Annotated in this window: 16 protein-coding genes; 3 read left to right on the top strand and 13 right to left on the bottom strand. The window is 49.2% G+C overall.

What is annotated here, in order from left to right:
- Window positions 1-64 precede the first annotated feature (64 nt).
- Together BUB94_RS00080 and BUB94_RS00075 are read right to left on the bottom strand one after the other, a co-directional pair.
- Window positions 65-3,115, bottom strand: a complete 3,051-nt coding sequence (locus BUB94_RS00080) for a cellulase family glycosylhydrolase (protein WP_175549659.1) — start codon at window positions 3,113-3,115, stop codon at window positions 65-67.
- Between the two features lie 441 nt (window positions 3,116-3,556).
- Window positions 3,557-3,994, bottom strand: a complete 438-nt coding sequence (locus tag BUB94_RS00075) for a hypothetical protein (protein WP_073157933.1) — start codon at window positions 3,992-3,994, stop codon at window positions 3,557-3,559.
- A gap of 95 nt (window positions 3,995-4,089) precedes the next feature.
- Between BUB94_RS00075 and mltG the strand changes: the two genes are divergently transcribed.
- A complete protein-coding gene (gene mltG, locus BUB94_RS00070; RefSeq protein WP_249269441.1) occupies window positions 4,090-5,097 on the top strand; it encodes an endolytic transglycosylase MltG in 1,008 nt (335 codons plus the stop codon).
- Between the two features lie 75 nt (window positions 5,098-5,172).
- A complete protein-coding gene (locus BUB94_RS00065) occupies window positions 5,173-6,498 on the top strand; it encodes an MATE family efflux transporter (protein ID WP_073157610.1) in 1,326 nt (441 codons plus the stop codon).
- Window positions 6,499-6,541: 43 nt separating this feature from the next.
- Here BUB94_RS00065 and BUB94_RS00060 read toward each other — a convergent pair whose 3' ends face one another.
- The 8 genes from BUB94_RS00060 to BUB94_RS00025 form a co-directional block, all read right to left on the bottom strand.
- Window positions 6,542-8,989, bottom strand: coding sequence for a patatin-like phospholipase family protein (locus BUB94_RS00060; protein ID WP_083537909.1), 2,448 nt, complete (start codon window positions 8,987-8,989; stop codon window positions 6,542-6,544).
- Window positions 8,961-9,965 (bottom strand): ATPase, T2SS/T4P/T4SS family, encoded by a 1,005-nt coding sequence (locus tag BUB94_RS00055; RefSeq protein WP_073233242.1) that lies wholly within the window; start codon window positions 9,963-9,965, stop codon window positions 8,961-8,963. Before BUB94_RS00055 ends, BUB94_RS00060 begins: the two co-directional genes overlap by 29 nt.
- 12 nt (window positions 9,966-9,977) lie before the next feature.
- On the bottom strand, window positions 9,978-11,588 hold the full coding sequence (locus tag BUB94_RS00050) for a type IV pilus twitching motility protein PilT (RefSeq protein ID WP_083537908.1): 1,611 nt from the start codon (window positions 11,586-11,588) through the stop codon (window positions 9,978-9,980).
- A complete protein-coding gene (locus tag BUB94_RS00045) occupies window positions 11,585-12,388 on the bottom strand; it encodes an ABC transporter permease (protein WP_073157621.1) in 804 nt (267 codons plus the stop codon). The genes BUB94_RS00050 and BUB94_RS00045 overlap by 4 nt, the downstream gene beginning before the upstream one ends.
- Window positions 12,375-13,286 carry an ABC transporter ATP-binding protein gene (locus BUB94_RS00040; RefSeq protein ID WP_073233232.1) on the bottom strand — a complete coding sequence of 304 codons (912 nt, stop codon included), beginning with the start codon at window positions 13,284-13,286 and terminating at the stop codon, window positions 12,375-12,377. The genes BUB94_RS00045 and BUB94_RS00040 overlap by 14 nt, the downstream gene beginning before the upstream one ends.
- A gap of 12 nt (window positions 13,287-13,298) precedes the next feature.
- Window positions 13,299-13,562 (bottom strand): hypothetical protein, encoded by a 264-nt coding sequence (locus BUB94_RS00035; protein WP_073157627.1) that lies wholly within the window; start codon window positions 13,560-13,562, stop codon window positions 13,299-13,301.
- 209 nt (window positions 13,563-13,771) lie between these two features.
- Window positions 13,772-15,439: a putative transporter gene (locus tag BUB94_RS00030; RefSeq protein ID WP_073157630.1), complete on the bottom strand. Its 1,668-nt coding sequence runs from the start codon at window positions 15,437-15,439 to the stop codon at window positions 13,772-13,774.
- 33 nt (window positions 15,440-15,472) lie between these two features.
- Window positions 15,473-16,003, bottom strand: a complete 531-nt coding sequence (locus tag BUB94_RS00025) for an FISUMP domain-containing protein (protein ID WP_073157633.1) — start codon at window positions 16,001-16,003, stop codon at window positions 15,473-15,475.
- 230 nt (window positions 16,004-16,233) lie between these two features.
- On the opposite strand from BUB94_RS00025, the gene BUB94_RS00020 reads away from it, so the two are divergent.
- On the top strand, window positions 16,234-17,124 hold the full coding sequence (locus BUB94_RS00020; protein WP_073157636.1) for a LysR family transcriptional regulator: 891 nt from the start codon (window positions 16,234-16,236) through the stop codon (window positions 17,122-17,124).
- A gap of 91 nt (window positions 17,125-17,215) precedes the next feature.
- Here BUB94_RS00020 and BUB94_RS00015 read toward each other — a convergent pair whose 3' ends face one another.
- The 3 genes from BUB94_RS00015 to BUB94_RS00005 form a co-directional block, all read right to left on the bottom strand.
- Window positions 17,216-17,971 (bottom strand): phosphoglycerol geranylgeranyltransferase, encoded by a 756-nt coding sequence (locus BUB94_RS00015; RefSeq protein ID WP_073157638.1) that lies wholly within the window; start codon window positions 17,969-17,971, stop codon window positions 17,216-17,218.
- A 93-nt stretch (window positions 17,972-18,064) separates the two neighbouring features.
- Complete coding sequence (locus BUB94_RS00010) at window positions 18,065-20,041, bottom strand: family 43 glycosylhydrolase (protein ID WP_073157936.1); 1,977 nt, start codon at window positions 20,039-20,041, stop codon at window positions 18,065-18,067.
- A gap of 73 nt (window positions 20,042-20,114) precedes the next feature.
- Window positions 20,115-20,318 (bottom strand): transposase (locus BUB94_RS00005; protein WP_139258420.1); only part of this gene is annotated, 204 nt, incomplete at its 5' end.

The raw sequence follows: 20,318 nt of genomic DNA, 5'->3' as shown, positions 1-20,318 counted from the left end.
AAATATACAAAAATGCCCGCTATTTCTAGCGGACACTTCGTCTAACAAATTTAGGGAATGAAGATTACTTCAGCATGATGCGCTTGGTCATGTTGGCAGAGCCAGCACGGACGCGTACGATGTAGCTACCGCCAGCCAGAGTTTCCAGGGCAACATCGCTATTGACGTTGCGGAGACTCATCATGGGGCGACCCTGCATATCGAACACATCAACATTCACAAGGTCAGCACCACCAATCTGGAGGGTACGGCCATGGAGAGCCACAGACAGCGGGTTAGCAACAACGGTATTCAGAGCGACGGTAGAAGCAGAAGAGCCGGGATCCTTGCTATCGCTGCTTGCCGGCGGAACAATCTTGAGACCATCGCACTTGAAGTTATCCACATAGAGGTAGTTGGGTTCAACTTCAGCCTTGATTTCCCAGTGGAAAGCAGAAACCAGAGACTTATCCAGAACCACTTCAGCACCCCAGCCATCCTGTTCCAGGTCAGACCAGGCGATCTTGGCAGTAGTCCAGGAGGTAGAAGCCTTCATAGCAACCATATGGCGGTCATAATCAGTCAGAGCGCCCGTGCCATCACCCTTGAGGACAGCCTTGAAGTTATGAGCGGAACCGATGTAGTCGTAAGAAATTTCGGTGCAGCTGGAAAGATCGTAGGCTTCATCTTCTTCGCCCAGGTTCAAACCGAGAGCCACATAAGGATCATACTTGTTATCACCCTGATCCAGAACGACATCCTTAAGGCCAGCCATAGTGGTGGAACCGTTGGTTGCCGGGAAAATTACCACATAGCCACCATTTTCAGCGTCTTCTTCGTTAGCGAAGGTAGATGCGCCCTTGTCGCCCTTATCGTTGTAAGCGAACCAGTAGCCACCAGTGTAAGCCTGGTTGTCGCCATCTTCGAAGTCATCCACTACGCCTGCGGGGGTAGCAACAGTTGCGCTGCTTCCTGCTGTTGCAGAGCTGGAGGAACCGTTCTGGACAGCAGAGCTAGAAGAGGCACCCGCAGCAGCAACGGTCAACTTGACAACGACCTTTTCACCATTGATGGTCAGAGTTTCAGACTTGGAAGATGCCCATTCGGGAACCGTTCCAGAAATGGTTACGGTACCGTTCTTTTCTTCAATTGTCAGGAAGGACAGAGCCCAGTCGCGGCTGAAGGAAGTTACGCCGGTAATAGTAACAGTAGCGAAGGTACCGTTCGGAGCAACAGTCTGTTCCAGGTTACCGGAAACCTTGTAGCCGGCAGCGGTAGCACTGGAGCTATTAGCCTCAACGGTGCTAGAGGAGGAATTGGTCACAACGGTACTGGAGGAGGAATTGCCAACGACAATGCTAGAGGAGGAGTTGGTAACGACGGTAGAGCTAGAGCTATTGTTCAAAACAGTAGAGCTGGAGGAATTACCGGTGGTAGAGCCGGAACCAGCAACAGGCTTGATGGCCAGACCGTCGCAACGGACGTCGTCAATGTAGAGATAGTTGTAGGTGGGAGCGTCATAGGTCTTGTTAGCGTTTTCAATACCCTTCACTTCCCAGGTCAGCTTGTTAATGGTGTTCAATGCGGTAGAAATGCTGAAGTGAGTTTCCATTTCTGCCTTGCCCCAGTTTTCCTGGTCCAGATCTTCCCATGAAATTTCGGCCTTTGTCCAAGAACTCTGGGCCTTGAAGGCAATCTTATGGTAGTTGAAGTTTTCAACCTTGGAGGACTGAGCCTTGAAATTGTGTTCGGCACCCTTGTATCGGTAGCTGATAGACTTGCAGGAGGACAAGTCATAATCGGATTCGTCCTTGTTCAGCTTCACGCCGAGAGCCACATAAGGAGCATACAGATTCTTACCCTGAACCAGCTTAATGCCCTTGAGAGCCAGCATGCCCTTAGTGTCATCACCCTTCACCACAACCTTGAAACCGTCAACACCATCTTCATCCTTTTCAGGATCGTTGGTGATGGTAGATTCGCCGGCACCGTTATCGTCCTTGGAGTCATCGTAGGCATACCAGACGCCACCGGTAAAGGCATACTTGTCGCCATCTTCAAAGTCATCGATGTAGTCGGTATAGCCTGCGGCCATAGCGCTGCTGGAAGCAGTAGAAGAAGAGGTATTCGGAGTAGAACCATTTACCCACGGGGCAGTCTTGTAGTTGTTCTGCAGCTGATTGTAGACATACTTACCAGAAGCAGAATAACCGTCTACGCTCCAGTTGGAAGGATTGGTGTAGTTACCCTGATTCATGAATGCGGAAGAGGTTTCGCCCTTGTTACTTACAGACCAGTTGCACCAGGAAATCTTCTTGCTATCCAGGTAGGTCATCCATTCATTGGACTTGGATTCGCTGACGGTACCGTCGCCGCTAGCTTCGGTAGTTCCCCATTCAGTAACAAAAACAGTCATACCATTCTGGAGAGCGGTATTGACACGGCTCTTGAAGTTAGAGTAGCCGCTGTATGCACCATCGGAAACACCATGTTCCGTAGCGTAGAAATGGAACGTTACGGCATAGTTGTTGTCGTTAATGTCACCTGCGCCAACTTCTTCGGGATGAGCGGAGTACTGGCTGTTACCCACAATGACCAGATTGTCAGCTCCACCATTTTTACGGATCACCGGAATGATTTCATTGGCGTAATTCTTGATAGTGTTCCACATCTTTTCGCCGGTGGGTTCGTTGAACACTTCGAAAATGACGTTAGGATACTTACCATATTTGGAGGCCATATGGGTGAAGAATTCCTTGGCCTCTGCAACTTCATTCTGAGCGTTGTGAGAATGGTAGTCGATAATGACGTAGATATCGTTACTGATGGCAGCGTCAATGACGGTTTCGTCCAGAGACTTCCAATTGCTATTCAAATTAGTGCCGGTACCATGGGCGACACGGATAATTTCAATTTTCCAGTCGCGAACCAGGGCGTCAATAACGTTCTTCTTATAGAAGTTGTAGCCCACATCCCAGGTATCCCAGAACATGCTCATACCCTTCAACTGAACCTTATCTCCGGTATTAGCAGAATACAGGGCGGCATTTTTTGCCTGAAGTTTTCCGTAGTAGCTTACGGGTCCGGCAAAGGCTGCAGCTGCCATTACCAAGAGAGACACTAATAATTTTTTCATTTGAACATCCTTTGTTAATACACCAATCCCAAGGATCCGGCTCATTATAGATTTACAAAGGACAAAACTCAATACATATTTTGTTTACGTAATAAAAAAAACGTATACGGAGGAATACACCCCCGCCTCCAGAATGAAAAAAGCCCCGCTTTTTACAGCAGGGCGTTTTTAAGGGCTTTTGGAATTCCCCTTTTCAAGACTACATCATTTGACGGCTGGGTGGGAGTCTGGGGGCGGGTCTGCGCCCCGCCTCCAGAATGAAAAAAGCCCCGCTTTTTACAGCAGGGCGTTTTTAAGGGCTTTTGGAATTCCCCTTTTCAAGACTACATCATCTGACGGCTGGGTGGGAGTCTGGGGGCGGGTCTGCGCCCCGCCTCCAGAATGAAAAAAGCCCTGCTTTTTACAGCAAGGCGTTTTTAAGGGCTTTTGGAATTCCCTTAATTAGTTTTCGTTGTTGCGCATTTCGGTCTGTTCGCGGTCCATAGTGTGCTGGAGGTATTCCTTGAAGTCACGGTCGATGTTCACGCCGTCGAAGTCAAGGTCATCGTTTTCCAACACGAACACTGCAGACGGGTTATCGAGCCAGCCGACCACGTCCACGCCTTCGAGCTTCATGGACTTATCGCCAGCAGCCTGAGCAACGTATTCGATCTTGGACTTAGCGACCCAACCCTGACCGCAAGAACCCTTAACGAGCACTTCGGTATCACCATCCTTAACGATGGTCAGTTCTTCGTTGAAGCCAGCGGTACATACAACAGCGCCGCCATCCTTTTCCTTGGTCAGATCAACATCGCCAAGCTTGGACTTCACCTTCTTACCTGCGGCGAAAGACATTCCGACCATCAGGGCAAGAGCAATCAACAATACCTTCTTCATATTCTTCCTCAGAAACAGGGTAAAATTCAATTATGCGATAGGAATATACCTTTTATTTTTCCCTTTTGTCATAATTTCTTTTAAATTTTTGCCGTATGAAGAAGATTTTACTTTGTTTTACCCTAATTTTGGCCCTCGCAGCCGGTTTTGGAGCCTATTCCATCAACTCTAGACTCCAGGAAACGGCCCAAAACAAGACTTTAACCCTTATCGAAGTGCCCAAGGGCAGTTCCCCCACCAAGATTTTCCAGATTCTGCAGAAGAACGGAATCTGGTCTGATGAACTGGCATTCAAGATCATCTGCCACAAGCAGAAGCCCAATCTCAAGGCCGGTTGGTTCGAAATTCCCGCAGGTCTTACCCTTCCCCAGGTCCTGGCCATTATCGAAAGCGGCAAGAACGCCGTAAAAAAAGTGACCATTCCCGAAGGCCGAGCCAGCTGGGAGATTCCCGCATACCTGAAAAAGGCATTCCCCAACCTGGACGAGGACCGCTGGAACAAGTTGGTCCAGGACCCGAAGTTCGCCCAAAGCCTGGGCCTCGAAGCCAAGACTCTTGAAGGCTACCTGCTCCCCGACACCTATCCCTTCGCCATGGACGCCAACGAAGAGACAATTTTGAAGCAGATGGTTGCCGCAAACCTGAAACTCCGCGACGAAATGCTCAGCAAGCCGCAGGCCATGTGGAAAACCCTGGGAACCTGGCACCGTGTTCTTACCCTGGCCAGCGTCGTAGAAGAAGAAACCGGCATTCCCGAAGAACGCCCCCTTATTGCAGGAGTCTTCCACAACCGCCTCCGCATCGGCATGCCCCTGGGCGCCGACCCCACCGTGAGGTTCATCTTCAAGAATCTGACCGGTCCCATCTATAAGAGCCAGTTGAACAGCGACAGCCCCTACAACACCCGCAAGTTCAAGGGACTGATGCCCGGCCCCATCTCCAACCCCGGACGCAAGGCCATCTACGCCGCCCTGAACCCGGCAAAGACCGAAGCCCTCTACTTCGTGGCCAAGGACGACGGCTCCATGACACACTTCTTCAGCAGCACCCTGGCAGACCACAACAAGTACAAGGACGTCGCCGCAAGAAACAGAGGCGAATAAGTCCCTACACAATTGTAAACACAATTCCCTTTTCACCCGCTAGCAATGGCCTCACGCCATTGCTACGTTTGTTATATGCAAGTCAAAGACCGCTCCCTGCTCAGCCTATCATGGCCCCTGTTCCTCACATTTGGAATCGCCACATTCCAGCCCATGATGGACAGTTGGTTTCTCTCTAGAACTTCTGAAACCGCGGCGGCAGGCGTAGGAGCCCTCGGTCCCCTGCTAGGAGCGTTATTCATGGCCATTACCGCGTTCTCCCAGGCGGGCGCAAGTATCGCTTCCCAGTTCCTCGGGGCAGAGCGCCCCCGTCAGGCTGGCACCACCCAGACCATGGTCCTCATAGGGAGCATCCTGCTGGGCATCGCCTTCATGCTCATCATCATCCCCCTAGAAGGAAACATCGTCCGATGGATGGGACTCTCCGGAGAGGCTGCCGGATACGCCCAGGAATTCCTTCACGTAGTCGCCTTCGGTTTCGCCTTCAGGTCCCTGCAGACTACACTGACCGCCCTCATAGCTACCAATGGTCTAACCACCTGGAACTTGCTTGGAAACATTATCACCATCATTTCCAATGCGGCCATGAACGTCGTATTCCTGAACGGTTACTTCGGACTTCCCTGCATGGGCGTAAAGGGCGTGGCACTAGCCACCATGCTTTCCTGGGCGATTTCCTCTGGCATCCTGTTCTGCATCTTGCGCTATAAGGTTCACCATAAAATTAGACGTACCGATTTTAAGCGTTCCCGTATTATCCTTCCTGATTGGATCCGTATCGGTTTCCCCGCAGCCGTGGAGCCGGTCAGTTTCCAGATGTTCCAGGTAGTCCTTACAGCCATTATCGTTCACCTGGGAATCGTGTCCATGACCGCACGAATTTTCAGTGCCAACTTCGCCATGTTGGCGGTAATCCTTAGCGTGGGTCTCAGCAGCGGCAACCAGATTCTGGTGGCCCATCTGGTAGGAGCCCACGATTACCAGATGGCCAACCGTCGACTGCACCAGAGCCTTATTGCAGGTTGTTCCAGCGGGCTCATCGTCGCTATCATCGTCGCCCTCTTCGGAACAGAGTTGCTATCCCTCTACACCAACGACCCCGAGGTTCAGAGACTGGGCAAAATCTGCCTGTGGTGCGACGTTCTGCTGCAGCCGTTCAAGGCAGCCAACATGACCATAACCTCAGCGCTCCGTGCTTCAGGAGACTCCAAGTTCCCCGCCATCGTAGGCACCGCCATGATGTGGACTTGCGGCCTGGGAACCGCACTATTCCTCGGCTTCACTTTAGAACTGGGCCTTGCAGGAATTTGGTTAGGCATGGCCGCCGACGAATGCTACCGCTCCATTGTCAACTATATCCGCTGGCGTGGCGGAAAGTGGAAAAACTTCGGCGTTGTATAAAGCAAAAGGGTCTCTCGCGAGACCCCTTTTTTACGTCATACATTTAGAAAGAATAATTGCCGACACGGATAAAGTAACTGTAATCCGACAGATTCCTCAACTCTTTAAACGAATCCTTGTCAACAATTCTATTCAATCCCATATACAGGACCATTGACTTGTAGACGAACCTTACCGCAGGTTCAACCACAAACTTATCTACATCAAGTTCTGCCAAGGGGCTGTCTTCAAAGTCATGGTAATAAGCAACAAAAATCCAGGCACCTAGATGTTTTCCATGGACTCCACCATTAGCTCGCAACATACCATATTCGTGGGAAGACAACTCACGGTTATACCATTCCGTCGACCAAGGGGTTGCCTGAGCATGCAGACGGTAAGCCAAATCCAGCGGGCCGCATTCGAACGACTTGGGGGAAACATAGCCGAAACCATCTTCGTGATAGCGTTCAATTCCACCGGCAACACCAATACCCAGCGATACGTTGGGGTGAGGCGAATAGACCAGGCGACCGTCAACAAGAATCTTCCAATAGATCGGCACAAGGTCCATGATGTCAAATCGATAACCGATAGATTCCATACCAGCCATCACATCAACACCGGCACCATCTTCAGCAAACCACCCAGATTCACCAGACGATTCATAAGAGTAATGAAGCATGGGAGAAACCGGGTATGTTACGACTTCACCATTTCTATAATGCAAGGTGTCCAGCTCATAGGTCCTGCTTCCAAAAAGAAATTCTGCAGCAATCTTCTGGCGAGAATCTATTTCGTAATACATGGACAAGTTCAGATCCATACGTTCTTCATGGCCGACTTTTAAATTCCAGGGAAGACTGTTGTAATATGACCGCAGCGGTTGCAATCTAAGGAAAGCGAAATCCAGAGAAACGCCCCAACCGAGTCCCAACAATTTGGAAATATCAAGACGAGGCATCACACCATAGGAATTTCCACCCCAGAATCCAGCCAGAGTCAATTGCAGTTCCACATGATCAACATAGCGAACAGAGCCTTCGGCATAGGCTTGGGGGCCAACTACGTTCGAGCCAAAACCGCCCACAGCAAGATCAAAAGTCGGATGCGATACCGTCTCTACAAACAGATCCCCCGTTGCACCCATAAAGAAATCCAACGAGTCATAAGCCGGATTTTTCAGAATAGCTCCGGCAAAATTACGAGGGCCAGCCAAACCCGTATCCGCCTCGGTCCAGTAAGACCGCACAGCTGCATGAATAGACGAACGTAAACTGTCTAGCGACGGAGAAAAACGGAACCAGGATTTTGCAGCCGGTCTACGTCCATTCCCATAATCCACCTTGCGGGAGGACAACGCCGGGTGAGAAGTACGTCGCTGTTCTACGGCAGAAAAACCCGCCTGAATCCAGGCATTACGAGAAGTGTCAGAAATGGCATGGGAGCGAATTATCACCCCCGGCTGATTGGACAGCTGCGCAGATTCCATCTTACGAAGCAACCGATTCCGCACATCTCCGACAGGGGGATTTCTAAGAGGATCCGCAACAACGATAATAGACAATTCATCTAACCGATCTTCTGCAGGCAAGGCGTAAAACGGACAAAGTTCACCGGAAGCCCGCTTAACAGAAACATCACCATCGTTCCACCACAACGGCAGGGACTTTATGATTTCATCAACAGAACCCGAACGAAATTCCGCCGTGGCGTTCTCATCGCAACCCACCAGCGAAAACGGGCGTGCATATTGAATCGGCTGTCGATACAGACTTTCCTGAAACCTCAACTTGGCCAAAGCTCGTCCAGAAGGAACGGAGTCTCTCACAAGGGGCTTTCTATTTTGAACAAGGTGACCGTCATCAGTCCTTGAAACAGAAAATCTTTTTCTCAACGAAGGAATTCCATCTTCCGACAAGGCCCATTCAAAAGCGTCACCACCTTCCTGCGAAAGGCCGGCGGTTTCCGCAGTCAAATTACGTCCCACATAAGGAGCGATGGTAGAGTCCAGCATGATTCTCTGGATTTCATCTGGAGACACCCCCTTCGCCCACAGGGCACCAACCCAGGCGCCCCATGACGTAGCCACGACAGAATCCACAGGAATTCCAAATTCTTCTATAGCATACAGAACACCTAAATGATACCAGGGAGAATGATCTCCACCTCCTAAATACAATACATTCTTGACCGTTTTAGGCAACGCCGGAGTCACCACTGCAGAAGAATCATTCACAATGGAGGCAGACGAAACAGAATCAGACGAAACCGGGCCCGCCAAAGCCGAATCCGTCGCAACGGAATCCATGACCGCGGAACCACGGGAAACAGAATCTACGGAAGAGGAATCCGTAAGAGCCATTTCCTGTGTTTCATCAAAAGGTAGCATGCCTTCCTGAGCGAAAGCTTCCGCTCCACCCCAAAAGGACAACGACAAAAAGGCGGCAAAAAATGCCGCCCCGTTTAAAGAGCAGAATGCGTTAAGCCATGCGCGCAGGGTTAGCCGCATACTTAGCAGCCTCCTCTTGCGTTACATAACCGGCTTTTACTAATTCTACAAGGCAGTCATCCATCAACAACATGCCGTCGGCGGCAGAGGCCGCAATAATCGAGGGCAGGGTATAATGTTCGCCATTACGGATTCTTGATGCCACGTTCTGAGTACCGTAAAGAATTTCCCATGCAGGAACAGCACCATTACCTTCTGCGGCAGGAACAAGACGTTGCACGACAACGGCCTTGAGAACCGAAGCCAACATGTTACGAGCCAACCCGCGATTTTCCGGAGTTTCCGAAGAAAGCAGAGCCTCCAGCACGCCAACCGTATTGCCCGCAGAAACATTAAGGACAACCAGGGCGCCGGCTTCCGCAGCTTTCAGAATAGGAATCAAGGACATGCCTTCAAAATCCCCAAGCCAAATCAAATCAGTGCCGCTACGAAGTGCCTGGGCAATCTTGCTCTGGACATCACCTCGGGAGTCTTCAAGCACAAGGCTGTCGCCTCTTTTTACCTTCAGCTCTTCCTTGGGATTCAAAAGGCTAACACGCAAAATTTTGGATTGGCACAAGGCAGACACATAAGCGGTAGCTGTAGTTGTCTTGCCGCTACAGGCGGGACCGCCAAACACAACAAGACCGCCACTCAAGCTGAGAAGGCTAGACAGCATTTCAGGAACGCCAAGGGCAGAAAAATCCGGGCAATCCTCAAGAACGGGGCGGAACACCGCCGTATTCCCGAGAGCGGCACGGCAGTAGCGAACTCTCCAGCGGGAATTGCACCAGGGGCCACCAAGAATCATTCCGGACTCTCCGTCCATAGATCCCAAAAATTTTCTAAGCGTTCCAAATTCCGTTGCCGGAGCATCGGGAATGGCACAAACCTTGCCAGCCAGGCGAACCGCAGCAGGAGCACCTTCGGTAACAATCACTTCACTAGCTCCGACCTGCAGAGCGTAATCCAACAGAGAATCAATTTCTGTAGCCATCACAAACCTCCATTAATTTGTCGGACGATAAGAAGCGAAACGACGACTATCGCAAGCACGTTTCCAAGCTTCTGCACCTTCAATGTAACCAGATTCAACGCACTTCTGCAAGGAATCATCCAAGGTAATACCCTGATCCTTCTGGCTCGAGATTGCCGCAGCCACCTGAGACACATCACCACGGCGTAACAAGTTGGCCATGGGAGAAGTCATCTTCATCGCTTCTGCAGCCAGGATCAAGCCCTGATTCTGGACGATGGGAATCAAGTGCTGAACGATAACACCCTTAAGCTGGTCTGCCAGAGTATTGGCAAAAGCAGTACGGTTGCTTTCGGGAACAGAAGACAGTAAACGAGAAAGCAGGGCGTGTACATTATTGCCATCCGTTACGGCAAACACCAGAGCGCCAGAATTAGAGGCACGCAACAGCAAGTCCAGTTCCTCGGCTGTTTCCAGGTGATCAAATAAAATTACATCGGCACCGCTGGCCATGGCGAGTTCAACGCCTTCAATACCAGAACGCACATGGAGTCCCACTTCACGTTGAGCGATGGCACCACGAGGATTCTCCAGGAGACGTTCAATGGGCTTTTCAATCGTCTGGATGTATACATCACGGTTTGCGGCAATAGTCGACGCAAAAGTCGTCATGGTCGTGGAACGACCACTTGCTGCAGGGCCCGCAATCAAGACAAGACCGCTTGTCAAATCCGCAAACTGGTTACAGAATGCCGGCAGATACAAATTCTCAAGGCTTGCAACTTCCGAGGGAATCACGCGAATGGAAATGCTAGGCGTGGTTCCGTTCCAGGTAACCGTAATGCGGGCTCGACCAGCACCCGCAAGACCAATAGTCTTGCTGAAGTTCTTGCCGACAATAATCTTGTAACCGTCAGAGAAACCCACAACAGCTTCATTCAGGCGGTCGTTGATGCGATCCAGATCCAGAACAGCTTCCGACGCAACGAACAGCCCACCGGATTGACGCATCACAACGGGACGGTTTGCAAACAGGTAAATATCCGTCGCATTAAACTTTCGGGCGAACGCAATCAGCTGAGACAAATTCGTCATTGGACGGATGGTCTCGGGAGCTTCAACAGCCTTACCCTCTCCAGTAGCCACGGCAAAACGAGCCGGCAACTTGCCATCATCCTCATCTTCGGCATTTTCATCATATTCTGTCTGAACCTGCACCGTGCTGATACTAGTAGCCTCAAGCCCCGTCACAGTCTCCACTTCCATATTGGTCGTAGAAGTCGTTTCTCCGTAAGGATTATTGCCTTCAATCTGAAGACCACCGGCATCATCCGAGGCAGAAGCAGAAGATTCACCAGGCTTCGAAGCCATAGTCCGCATAGACGGTGCGGAAACCTTCGCCGAGGTTGAAGATGCGGGAGCTTCCGCAGCAGGCGCAGCAGCATTTTCGGCAGCAGCCTTGGCTTCCAAATTCTTGACGAAGGCCAAAAGTTTGATGTACACAGGAGGCTGTAATACCCCGGCATCAACCAGTACCTGGCCAATATCCTTCTTGTCTGTAATTTCGCCCCAATGGGCCTGAATCTGAGCCTCGGACACCACCTTATTGTGAACGAGGACCTTTGCCATATACTGATTTCTCATAGGAAATCCCTCCGGCTAAACCACCAGCTAGCGATGGCCAAGAAAACACCCACATAGCCAACGGCGTACACAGAATTCCAGAATACATACATATCCGGAAGAGCCACGCCATGAACCACGTAACTTGTAACATTATAACGATAAAGGCCCGGGAAAACCGCGTGAATGACAACGGCAGCCTTTTCGAAAACTGCAGTAGAAGCCCCACTCATCTCGCCCATACGGCTAGCAAAGCGGACCTGTTCCAAAAGCTGATTGCTCAAGTGTCCCGCAAAATAGACACCCAGGGTAAACAGGGCGCTAAGCACAGTGCTGCTAAAGCTGCTGAACAACAAGGCCACCGCAATGACCACAGCCATCTCGCAGAAAATCAGGTAGATCGCAGTAAGCAGACTCAAAGTCGGCTCAGACCCGGTAGCCAGAAGCATCAGATAATAAATGCAAGTCAGGAGAGCCAGATGCACAGCCACCACAGCCAGCAGCCCAAAGTACTTGCCAACAATAAAGGAGGCTCGACTAATGGGCTTAGACAACAAGGTCAACACCGTACGTCCCTTGATTTCCTTCTGCACCAGGCTGATACCCACAAAAATGGAAATCAGGAGACCAGAAAGGCTCATAACAGAAAGGGTTGTAGACTTGATCACGTAAGAGCGGTCAAAAACAGACCATTCACCAAGCACAATGCTGAACAAGGTGAGCGCGATAGCCAAGAAACCGATATTATAAAGAATCTTGTCGCGAATGGATTCGCGGAAGGTATTGAGGGCAATAACGCCAATATGCTTAAACGTCTGCACGGGCAATCTCCTCTGTCAAAATATCTTCAAGACTGGGGCGCTTGTGTTCCATGCGTTCCACAGCGATTCCCTTTTCTAGGCAGTAGCGCAAGAGGCGATCACGAGCGGCATCATCAGCACAAATGCATTCCTGAGGATGACCTGCAGGGGTTACGCCCTCGGGCAACTCCGACTGGAGGATACCCTGACGGGTACGAACGTGGTATTCAACGCCGCAAGATTCCGTAATCTCGTCTACGGTACCTTCACGAACAATCTTACCATCTACAATCATGGCCACACGATGGCTGATACTTTCCACATCGCTGAGCAAGTGGCTGGAGTAGAAAATCGTTACCCCATCCTGGTTCAGCTGCTGGATTGCACCACGAACGTCACGACGGCCCATAGGATCGAGGCCGCTCATAGGTTCGTCCAGAATCAAAAGTTTGGGCTTACCGAGAATAGCCTGGGCAATTCCTACGCGCTGCATCATACCCTTTGAATATGAACGGAGGCGGCGGTCAATCCAGTCCTTGTCGGCATGCAAAAGTTCCAAGGCCCACTGAATACGCTTATCCAGTTCAACCCCATCCAGACCAACAAGCTTGCCATAGAACTTCAGAAGTTCTCGTCCAGTCAAGTAATCATAAAAATACGGCTGTTCAGGAGAATAGCCCAAAAAGGTACGACTCTTTACATCGCGGGGGCTAATACCGTTCACCAGCACCGTTCCGGAATCAAAATTCAAAAGACCGGTCAGCACCTTGATGGTGGTAGACTTTCCGGCACCGTTAGGGCCAATAAAACCATAAATTTGACCCGGTTCCACAGAAAAGCTCACGTCCTTAAGGGCGAGCTTCGGTTTCATCAAGAAACCACTGCGGTAGGTCTTGTGCAAATTCTCAATTTTTATCATAAAAATCTCAATCTAGTCTCGGGGACCAAAAGCCTTTTCTTCGGCCTCTTCAATCATGCGGCGACGTCGCTCCGCCTTTTCCTTCTTATTGATGACGAAATAAATGGCAGCACCAACAAGATATACCACAACGCCAGAATAGAAAATAGGATTGATCGACTGACCTTCAAGGCCAGGAAACAAATTCAAAATTACACTATGCCCAAACAGGCTTAGCAGTACAAACACGATGCCAAGTCCACGAAGTACATAGGTCGCAATCACAATTTTTCGCATTTTAACCTCAATAACACCGCAATTTGCTTGCGGCTCTTTTCTTCCTTGAAAAATACACTTTTAAAAAAGGATTGCAAACGAGAACATCCCTGAAATATGGGGAAATCGGGCAAAAAACTGCAAACTGGATAAAAATCCCCGGTCTGCCGCGAGACCGGGGATTAAGGGTTTCGATTGGAGGAGAACAAAGAACCTGTTTTCTAGATCCGTCACACGACGCTATAGAGAATAATGGCAAGTACCTGGCCACTCAAAATACGGAGCAGCATTGTTAACGGATACACAGAAGCATAGCCCACATTTACAGCTTCACTTCCAGAAAGGCCATTGGCAAAGGCAAGTGCCGGAGGATCGGTCATGGAACCAGCGATGGCACCGCACAGGCTCAGGTAATTTACCTTGAAAACCAGCTTGCCCACAATACCCGCAACCATCAAGGGGATAAAGGTTATAAGTGCGGCAAGTCCCATGTAGTAAAAACCATCTCCCTTCAGTAACACGTCAAAGAACTTGATACCGGCATTGAGACCGACGCAAGTCAAGAACAAAGTAATACCAAGTTCTCGAAGCATCAAGTTTGCGCTTGCCGCCATAAAGAAATTCAGAGGGCCAATCTTACGAACTCGGGAAAGGATGATGGCAATAACCAGCGGGCCACCAGCAAGACCAAGTTTCAGCGGGGTCGGCATTCCAGGAATGGTCAGGGGAATAGATCCAACGATAATTCCCAGGAAAATTCCAACGAAGGCGGGAATAATTTCGGGATGTTCAAGAGCCTTCAGGGAATCACCCAGGAGCTTTGCTGCAGCATCTATACTTTCGCGAGGACCGACAACAAGAATCTTATCGGCAAATTTCAGACGGAGATCCAGACGACCCGTAAACTTGAATTCACCACGCACGACACGGCTTGCAGTCACACCGAAACGTTCAAGAGCCAGTTCGCCCAAAGATTTGCCCAGGACTTTCTTATTGGTCACAAGGATGCTTCGAGTTTCAAACTTGGAATCGTTTTCGGTAATCGGCTTCGACAGGCGGGTACCGATAATCTTTTCCATTTCGGCAACTGCTTCAGGGAAGCCCACAATGTGGAGGCAGTCGCCCTGCTGCAATTCCACCTTACCGTCGGGCATAGAAACATTGCCGTCGCGAAGGAGACGGGTAATAACAACGCCACTGGAGCGGATTCCCGGAATTTCCTTAATCTTGGAACCCAACAGATTCTTGTTATCCAGAGAAAGGCTGCAAGAAACGATATCCTTGCGGGTCGCTGCGATTTCAGAAGCATAATCATCTGCAGACTTTTGCGGATCCTGTCTGAAGAAGATTCGAATAAGAATCATGACCAGAATGATTCCGAGAACGCCAAACGGATATGCAACAGCGTACCCAATGCCCGTCAGGGATGTGTCTGCCCCGGCCGCGACAAAGGCTGAATTTGCGGCTCCTAGGGAAGGCGTATTTGTGACTGCGCCACAAAGCATTCCAATGAGCACGGGTACGTTGTTATGCATATCCGTAAAGAAGTAAAGGCAGAGGGTGACAATCACACCCATAAGCACAACGCTTACCGCCAAAATGTTAAGTACAAGGCCGTGGCGGCGGATGGAGTCAATAAAACCAGGCCCCACCTGCATACCAATGGTGTAGACAAAAAGAATCAAGCCAAATTCCTGCATGAAGTGCAGAACATTCGGTTCAATGCGCAAGCCCACATGGCCCATCAAGATACCGACAAACAGGGCTCCCGCGCCGCCCAGGCTAACACCCTTGACCTTGATCTTTCCGATCATAAGGCCCACGGCAGCGGTGAAAGAGAGCACAACAACCTGCTGCGCTACAGAAGTACCGATAAAGAGATTAATTAGCCATTCCATATGCTTGATTGTATATTGATAAATGTTTAAGTGCTACTTCTTGATGCAACGAACAGAGTAGGCGATACTCTTGCTGAAATGTTCGTAGGAGATAGAATCATCCTTGATTCGAACCATAGTTCCGCGGGCATCGTCATAAGAATCTGCAGTCCAGAAGCTGGCGCTGACACCTTCATCGGCAAACTTACCGTTACTAGCATAGCGATAACCGGCATTCAAGACATTAAGAACTTTAAGATCAACACCTTCAAAATCTGCCTGAGACGGCAAAGCCCAACCATCGGGACAAATTGTATTGGCGGACTCATAAGGATAGAGACGTCCATACTTTTCGCAGTTTTCATGATTGCTTCCATAGCAGAAGCTAGAATCAGAATCAAAGCGAGCCAGGTTTTCTGCCATCCAGACCTTATTACCAGTCTTTACGGTCTTGTAAGTTTTTTCCTGGCAAGTAAGAGTATTTGCAGACTCATTATAGTTGCAGGCATTGGCCTTGTCGCAGGCGGTGAAGGTAAAGGCGGCAAAGGCTACAACGGCCATGGCAGCAACAAACCTGAGCTTCATAAATCAATCTCCTTAAGAGTTTTTTGACGATTAGAATTTTAAGAGCTCTTTTTACGGCGCCAAATCTAGAATCAACATTCCAGTTTGACTAATAATTTCTTCATATCACATTGATAATTTTTTTTGATGATTACATAAAACTTTCATCAAATTTTATGATATTTCAATAATTAAATATTATCAATTAAAAACCTAGGAAATAGAAGACATAAGTTTTATATTTATTATTGATGGAACTGACTCAGCTTAAATACTTTCTAGAAGTGGCACGCACTGAGCACGTCACTCAAAGCGCAAAAAACCTTTGCATCGTCCAGCCAGCTCTCACCCAAGCCATACACAAATTGGAAGATGAGCTCGGTGTAGCGCTCTTCAAGACATCCGGCAGAAACATCAAACTTACAGAAAGCGGAAAATTCTTTTACGAAAAGATGCTCCCCCTTTACGCCAACATGATGGAGCTGCCCGAACAACTGCGAGCCACAGCCAACAAGCAGAACAACAATGTCAAGCTGAACGTTCTTGCGGCATCAACATTAATTACAAATGCCGTCATTGAATACAAGCAGAACAATTCCGACATAAACGTAGACCTTATCCAAAATGAAGAAACAAACATTTTCGACATTTGCGTAAGGACATACGCCACCTACAAACCGGAACTGGATAATACAAATAGCGACAAGACTTTCGTCCATTCCGAAAAAATTTTCTTGGCCGTTCCCAATACAGCCCAATACAAAAAGCTTAGTTCCATTTCCCTTCTCGATCTAAAAGATGAAAAATTCATCAGACTCTACGGATCCAAGCAATACCGCAAAATCTGCAACGAGCTTTGCGACAGAATCGGCTTCCACGCCAATGTCACTTTTGAAAGCGACAACGCAACCGCAATCAAGGAAGCTGTCGCCGCAGGTATCGGAGTGGGATTCTGGCCAGAACTTTCCTGGGGAAAGATGGATCACAAAAAGATTAAGCTCCTTGAAATTACGGACACCGAATTCAAGCGAGATATCGTGGTTTCCTTGCGACGCAACAAACAGGACAATTCCAAGACGGAACAATTCTACAACTTCTTGACGAAATACATTCAGCAGAAGCAGACCCGCAAACGGAAATAGCAAATCGTTCAAACAATCTCATCCAAAAAAAAGTGCTCCACCTTGGTGGAGCCTTTTTGATTTTATACAACGTTTTGCAACGTTAGGTATGTTAACCCTTAGTATGAATCGCAGCAGAGAATTCAGCAAGGAGTTTCGGGTCCTGGACCTTTTCCCACAGGGTGCCCGTCACGATGATATTTGCACCGGCAGCAACACGGACAGCAGCCGTTTGCGGGTCCTTAATACCGCCACCAGTAATGATGGTCATTTCGGTTGCCTTGCGGGTGTAGGCAATATGTTCTACAGGAACGGGCTCTTCGGCGCCACTACCTGCTTCCAGATAGACATAGCGCATGCCCATGAGTTCTGCGGCAATGGAATTCACCATACTGAGCTTAGGCTTGTTAGCAGGTACCGGCATGGTATTGCTGATATATTCAACTGTAGTACGCTTGCCACTATTGATCAACTGATAAGCCGTAGGAATGGCTTCCATGTTCAGGGCACGAACCAAGGCACCACCACGAACCTGTTCATCGATCAGGTAGTTGGGATTGCGGCCACTAACCAAAGTCATGAACAGCATGGCATCAAAACCAGGAACAACTTGAGAAGCGCCACCCGGGAACAGGACAACGGGAAGATCCACATTAGCCTTAAGAGCAGCCACCTGTTTCGGCAAGGTGAAATTACCCAAATAGGAGCCGCCTACCAGCAGCAGGTCTGCGCCATTTTCAGCAGCCATGGCACCAGCCTTCACAAAGGCAGTCTCGTCTGATGTATCAGGATCCAGCAGCACAGCAAACAACGCACCGCGCTTTTCGATTTCTGCATTCAAACGAGCTTCAGTCTTACCGATTTTCATAAAACGCCTTAAAAGTAAAAGTACAGGTTCAATATAGAACTTTTTACCTTTCTAGCATACTCCTTTCGCGTGCAACACGCCATTTAGAGAGTTTTAATGGACTCTCACAGAAGAACCGCCAGCACGAACCAGATAGCTCCCCTGACCAAGGTTTTTCAGATCAACCTTGCGACTAAAGCCTCGACGGACCTCGACCCCATTCAAATCAAAAACAGTCCAACGCATATCTCTTGAAAGTTCTACGGTTCGTGTAGTTCCATCATAGTGCATACCAGCAACGGATTTCACAGCAGAAATTCTTTCTAGAGAATCGCCCTCGGCTTCAGCCGCCTTAGAAAATTTGATGTTCCCGACCAGCAATTCCCCAGATAATCCAGAAGCAGTTACATAGAAATCCTGCACGCCTTTCAGCTCAGGCAAATCGGAGCACTTTACGCTAACCCACTTGGAATCCCCACAAGACGTGGGAAGATCGCACTTGGAAATTTCATCGCCCTTTTTGCTTTCAGTTCTAATGGAAAGTGATCCTCCAGCACAATTCTTCACTTCTACATGAACAGCAGGACCTGTAATAGAATCCGTAATGACATTCTCATAAATGGCGTAACCGCCATCCTTGATTGCCATCTGGTCATTTTCATCTAGGCGAAGGCGAATACCATTATCAAATCCATTTGCAGGAATGGTATCGCGAATAATGCGGAGGAAGTCCAGTCGATCCAGTTCCCCATAGCTTTTGCCCTTGGTAATTTCAACAAAGTTACTGCCACGTTTCAATTTGGCGGGAATATAGACCACAGACTTTTCTGGGAATTCACCCCAGGCTCCAGTAATGGGCAGCTTCACTTCGCGGGTTACGCCGTTAACATCCACAAAGTGGGAACCTTCATCGGTCCAGTCATTGGCGTAACGATAGCGGATCAAGTAATCGCCAGCCTGAGGTATAATCATCGGCAGACGAATACGGCTGTCAGGTTCATTGATGTAGCCAACATACTCGCCGTTGGAAGCCTTGGAACTGCTTGAGATTTCCACGTTGCTGAGAATTCCATGTTCCGCTTCGGCACTCAAATAACGTCCCAGAAACGGCTGACCGAGTTCAGGCCAGTTGTCTTCCGTATAGACAATGTCGCGAACCTGGATCTTAGCTCGACCAGTATCGTTCTTATCGTAGTAATGATTCACAAAGCGCTGACGATTAATATCTTCAAAAGCTTCGCCGCCGGCAGGTCCGTAATAGCGTCCGTAGCGTTGCAGCAAAATGGTTCCACCACCTTTCAGGGCCTGATTTCCGGAACGGTCCAGGTAAGGTCCCGTAATGGAATTAGCGCGGTTCACAACAGTCTTGTAGGAATTTCCATCAAGGTTAGCACCTGTCTTGCAGCAGTTATCCCAAGCCGTAAACAAGAAGTACTTGCCATTATGTTCAATGAGGCTAGCCCCTTCTACACCGGCACCACCACGGTTGGCGATATTAATTTGTTCCGCCCCCTTGGTCACCTTGCCTGTTTTCTCGTCAAGTTCAATGATGTGGATTCCCGTACCCCAGGAGCCAAAGGCCATCCAGACCTTGCCTTGAAGGTCCTTTAGCACCGCCGCGTCAATGGCATTATAAGCGTCGTTCTTTACGGTATGAATCACCTCGCCCTGGTCCGTCCAACCATAACCAGGTTTCGTGGGATCGATTTCCTTGCTGGACATAAAGCCCATACCGGAAGAACGGATCCCCATTTCGGAACCGCAATAGTACACGCGGTATTCGCCACCAATGAAATGTATATCCGGCGCCCAGATATCGATCATGTTTGGCGCATAGGTATAAAGCCATTTCTCGAACTGGGGCATGGCAGGTTCGCCTTTTTTCCAGTTCAAGGCATCTTCGGAAGTCTGCATCAGCAGATGGTTGTCCGTAGTCATCAAGGCGTACCCGTCTTCATAACGGATAATGTCCGGATCATGGCCGGCCCACTGAGTTTCCTTGGCATACCAGTCAGCAGCCACGGCAGAAGAAACTGTAGATAAAAATGCCAACGCAAAAGCAGGTGCGTTCTTGGTGTACCCAAATCTCATATAGTCCATCCTTTCCCTAATCCACAAATAAATATAAACAAAAAAGAGGCATCATCAACATGTGTGGAAGCATTTAGGCAGCCTTGCTAGATGATTCTCTCGATTCCGATTCCCATTCGTAGGCTATCTTTACATCTACATAGGAACAGCTCAACATTATCAGCGACAGCATGTTGTTCATATTCCTGAAGCCATAGGCAGTCCGTATCAGTAGCTTTATCTTGTTGTTCGTCGCCTCGATCCTTGCGTTTGACACGCCCAGCCTGATTGTGTTGAG

This window comes from Fibrobacter sp. UWH9 (assembly GCF_900129715.1).
Classification (GTDB): Bacteria; Fibrobacterota; Fibrobacteria; order Fibrobacterales; family Fibrobacteraceae; genus Fibrobacter.
Note: the sequence above shows the minus strand (reverse complement) of the source record. Positions and strands in the feature narration are given on the sequence as shown.